This is a genomic window from Enterobacter sp. HMSC16D10, assembly GCF_001807145.1.
Classification (GTDB): Bacteria; Pseudomonadota; Gammaproteobacteria; order Enterobacterales; family Enterobacteriaceae; genus Enterobacter; species Enterobacter roggenkampii.
In genome coordinates, this window is sequence record NZ_KV787813.1 from 1 (window position 1) to 3990 (window position 3990).

6 protein-coding genes are annotated in these 3990 nt (G+C 53.3%); 1 reads left to right on the forward strand and 5 read right to left on the reverse strand.

All coding sequences use genetic code 11. The features are described 5' to 3' along the window. The first annotated feature begins 2 nt into the window (after positions 1-2). Positions 3-431, forward strand: a complete 429-nt coding sequence (gene merR, locus HMPREF3143_RS00050; protein ID WP_084832137.1) for an Hg(II)-responsive transcriptional regulator — start codon at positions 3-5, stop codon at positions 429-431. Here the strand turns inward: merR and HMPREF3143_RS00055 are convergent. The 5 genes from HMPREF3143_RS00055 to HMPREF3143_RS00075 all read right to left on the reverse strand — a co-directional run bounded on the left by HMPREF3143_RS00055 (position 421) and on the right by HMPREF3143_RS00075 (position 3903). Further along, positions 421-903 carry a hypothetical protein gene (locus HMPREF3143_RS00055; protein ID WP_000139718.1) on the reverse strand — a complete coding sequence of 161 codons (483 nt, stop codon included), beginning with the start codon at positions 901-903 and terminating at the stop codon, positions 421-423. The two genes, merR and HMPREF3143_RS00055, sit on opposite strands and share 11 nt — an antisense overlap. Then, positions 900-1769 (reverse strand): 3'-5' exonuclease, encoded by an 870-nt coding sequence (locus tag HMPREF3143_RS00060; RefSeq protein WP_000997323.1) that lies wholly within the window; start codon positions 1767-1769, stop codon positions 900-902. The genes HMPREF3143_RS00055 and HMPREF3143_RS00060 overlap by 4 nt, the downstream gene beginning before the upstream one ends. 4 nt (positions 1770-1773) lie before the next feature. Further along, positions 1774-2784: a tyrosine-type recombinase/integrase gene (locus HMPREF3143_RS00065; RefSeq protein WP_000543934.1), complete on the reverse strand. Its 1011-nt coding sequence runs from the start codon at positions 2782-2784 to the stop codon at positions 1774-1776. 2 nt (positions 2785-2786) lie between these two features. Then, positions 2787-3323 (reverse strand): protein-tyrosine phosphatase family protein, encoded by a 537-nt coding sequence (locus tag HMPREF3143_RS00070; RefSeq protein ID WP_000949433.1) that lies wholly within the window; start codon positions 3321-3323, stop codon positions 2787-2789. Between the two features lie 298 nt (positions 3324-3621). After that, on the reverse strand, positions 3622-3903 hold the full coding sequence (locus tag HMPREF3143_RS00075; RefSeq protein WP_000575657.1) for a hypothetical protein: 282 nt from the start codon (positions 3901-3903) through the stop codon (positions 3622-3624). Between the last annotated feature and the right edge of the window lie 87 nt (positions 3904-3990).

The window sequence follows — 3990 nt, forward strand, 5'->3', positions numbered from 1 at the left end:
CCATTGGCGTTTTTGCCAAGGCGGCCGGGGTCAATGTGGAGACCATCCGGTTCTACCAGCGCAAGGGCCTGCTGCCGGAGCCAGACAAGCCCTATGGCAGCATTCGCCGCTATGGCGAGGCGGATGTAACACGAGTGCGGTTCGTGAAATCGGCCCAGCGGCTGGGCTTTAGCCTGGACGAAATCGCCGAGCTACTGCGGCTGGAGGATGGCACCCATTGCGAGGAAGCCAGCGGCCTGGCCGAGCACAAGCTCAAGGATGTGCGCGAGAAGATGGCCGACTTGGCACGCATGGAGGCCGTGCTGTCTGAACTGGTGTGCGCCTGCCATGCGCGGAAAGGGAACGTTTCCTGCCCGCTGATTGCGTCACTGCAAGACGGAACGAAGCTCGCTGCATCGGCGCGGGGGAGTCACGGGGTGACTACGCCTTAGCGTGCTTTATTTTCCGAATTCTGAGACGACCCCCAGAAGGGGTAACTTTCCATGCGTTGGAAAGCTGGCGAACTGCGAAGACTGCGAGCTCCATTCGGTCGTCATCATTGATGAAATTCTGGAGCTGGTTTCCTCGCTCACTAAGGATGATCGCAACACCGGCCTTGCCGTTGTTGTAAACCGCAAAGCTCTTATTCTTCGCGTCGCCGTGATAGGAACCCTCAGCCTTGCTACGCAAACCAAAGAGAACGCTGCAAAACGCCGTCAGTTCGCCGCGAGTGAGCTGCACCGTGATCTTGCTTTTCCAGTCTGGGCTGGACCCCGATGCCCTGATCGGCGCAATCTCGATGCTGACCGTAGGATATTCACCTCTGGTTAGCGTGTGTTGCACATTCAGGCCGGTGCGTTTCGCGGGGTCCTTCTGCCAGTCTGAGAAAAATTTGAGACTTTCGCCGTAGGATTGTTCTGTCATTCCAAATTACCTTTGCTTTGAAGCTCCTGGAGCTGGACCACGAGGTCACGTTGGACTTTGGCTATCTCTGTCACCAAGTCGGCGGTGGCAATAGCGTCGGTCGCTGCTGAATGGGCTCGACCTTTCCAGCTCACACCTGCCTCGCAGGTGGCATCCGCAAGTGAGATTGTGCCGTGCCGGTTGGTTGAGCCAAAGGCATCAGCCGCCAGCTTCATCGCGCACAGACAGTTCTGCTCTTGCCACCAAGAGAGTTGGTCTCCAAATGCACTGGCTGTTTGCCTCAACATCCTACTGTCGAAACTGGAGTTAAATATCACCAGATGACGGCCCGACAAAAGCCGGGCGAGAGCTGGCGCAACTTGAGTCCACGTAGGCTCATTCGACAGCTCAGTCTCGGTGATGCCATGAACACCCATTGCCTGAGGGTCTATTTCCACGGTTGGCCGTAATCTGGTGCAGAGGAGAACCGCGCCTCTGATGTCAGTAACAGCCAGCTCGATCACCTGGTCTCTTTCACCAAGTCCGGTCGTCTCGGTATCGAGAACCAGAGGTTCCAGAGCGACCCACCTTTGTGCCATGACAGAGGCCTTTGCCAGGTTGCTACGCATTCTTGCCTTGACCGAAAGGATGGATTGCGCCCTTATTTGCTTTTGTGATGCCGGTGAACAACCCCTTCTCCGCATTGGTTGGCAATCTGCTATCCGGTACACTCCAAATTGGCCACCATACCCGTTTTTGTAGAACGAAACTGGCTCTACTCCTGGCTTAGGCTTCATCCGAAATTCGTCCCTGAGCCGTCCTTTTGAAAAGCACCTATCGGCTTTCATGGCTTCGGCTCTGGCAAGTTCGAGTTCTTCATCATTCATGCTGTTAATCCGCTATATCGAGGCGTTGGCTCGCTCTCTTCAAACGCTCATCGCCGCGTCTGTCATATTTCTGGGTAGTTGCAATGCTTGAGTGGCCCATTGCGTCCTTCACGGTCACAATATCCTCACCGTTATCCAGCATCGAGGAGGCAAAGGTGCGTCGCAGGTCATGGGGCGCAAACATCTCCAGACCGGCTTCAACTCTTCTGGTCTCCAAGATGTGGTAGATGGCCTGATCCGACATCCGCTCTCCAGTCACATCATCAAACCGCCTGATCCTCGGGAATAAAGGCCCTTCATGCGTTCCTCGAACCTCTTCAACCCACTTATCCAGTCTTTTCCATGCGCCACCAGGCACATACGCCATTCTCTCTTTGTTGCCCTTGCCAAGAACCTTGAGAGCGCGGTCCTTGTAGATCATGCTTCCCATGTCCAGCGCAACGATTTCCGAGCGGCGCAAGCCACACCCGAGGAGCACCCCGAGAATGGCCGCATCCCGAAGCCCTTTGGCGCTTGAATCACTTTCACATGTGAAAAAGAGGCTGCGAATCTCATGGCGTTCAAGTGCCCGCCCTTTAGGAAGTCGAGATCCACGTACTGAACGGACTTGCTTAATGTGCTGGAAGCTATCCGTATCAATTTGCTTCATCGTCCAGGCTTCAAGAGCCACCCCTTTGAGCGCTGACAGGTAGGTGTTGATCGTTGCCGGAGCCTTCCCTGCATCCCCCAGCATTTCCAGCACCGCCAATATGTGGTGCCGCCTCATTGAGCTCCATGCACAGTCACGAAGGTTCTGAAACCCGATCATCTTGGCGACAATGTTGAGGAATGAGCTCATGGTCTGCCTGCTTCGCTTTGACCCGAGGCTCACCAGATAGGCGACGGCGGGGTTGTCCTGGATGTTCCGGAGCGAGCTCGATGACGGCAACAGTTCACCGCGAATGCTTTGTTCTGCCGGAACATTTACTTTCGCATGTGAAACTAGCTCTTCCTTGTCATTGTTTGTGTCGTGCAAAGTTACCTCCTAAGCCCGACCGCAACGAGAAGAAAATCCCATATTTTGAGGTGAAGAGGTAGTTCCTCCTCCATATGTTGCGTTTCGTAGCTTTGCATCAGTGGTTCAAACTTGGTTGGATTGCACAGCAATTCGTAAACTGTTCGGTTGGGCTTGGTGATCGGCTTATTCGGAGTGAATCCATGTTTGTTCTGGAGGTACAGCGCTACCGCGCCACTTCTGGATTCTCCGTAATAGCAATGAACGAAGATCTGATCGATACCGCTACCAACCAATCCATCCAGGAAGGTGGACAGCTTTTCAGCCTGGGATGAGTCAATGTAAGAGGCGTAATTCATCCGGAACGCTGCCTTCATCGTGTGGATGGTGTTCTCAGAATAGCCGCCGTCATAGAAGCTATCGCGGTACAACTGCCCCCACTGTCCGAGAGCGGCAGGGGACTTGTCTGGGTCAGTTATGGAGATCATGGCCGCACCGGGAACCGGCTCCAGTCTTTCGGCCTCCGCTTGACTAATGAAAAAGACTTTTTTGCTAAGCATGTCCCATCATCCCCTTACAAGGATGTGTTGCGAGTAGCTCACGCGCCTGACTTTGCCCCTCTTGAGTATCTACAGGAGCGGTCGTATACACACCTCCATGCCGCAAGTCCACAATACTGGTCCGACAGCAAGAACCTACGTTCTGAACTTTATTGTCCGAATCCAAACCAGCAAAAGTATGGCACGGTCCAGGGAATGGTTTCCTGCAAATAGAGCAGCGCTCAAAGTTCTTATCGAGGATTCTCTTTAAAACTTTCTCAAATTTGTTTTTGTTTAACATCGAGTTCTCCACACAAAGTTACTGGCCGAGCATCCCAGCCAAGGTGGTCTGCTGGCCTTCGCTACAAGGTGCAAATCCGGCAAAAGCACCGGCATTAACCTTGAGCTCATCAAAGCGTCCATCGGTGTCCCGGTAGTACACCTTACGTTTTCCAATTCCACCTTCGAGGTTTGCGGCCAACCAGGCGATCACTGCATCAGCATCGTTCGTAACTGATGCTCCCTGATCCAGATCGATAAGTACCAGGTGGGTGTCCGTCTGGAGTGCCACTTCAAAGGTCGCTCTTACATCAAAAATCACTGGTCGCGCTCCTTGTAAAAAGTGGGCATTCAGCACCACCTATCCTATTCCAAAAACTCTACTTTTTCAAAGATACATTTTAATAAG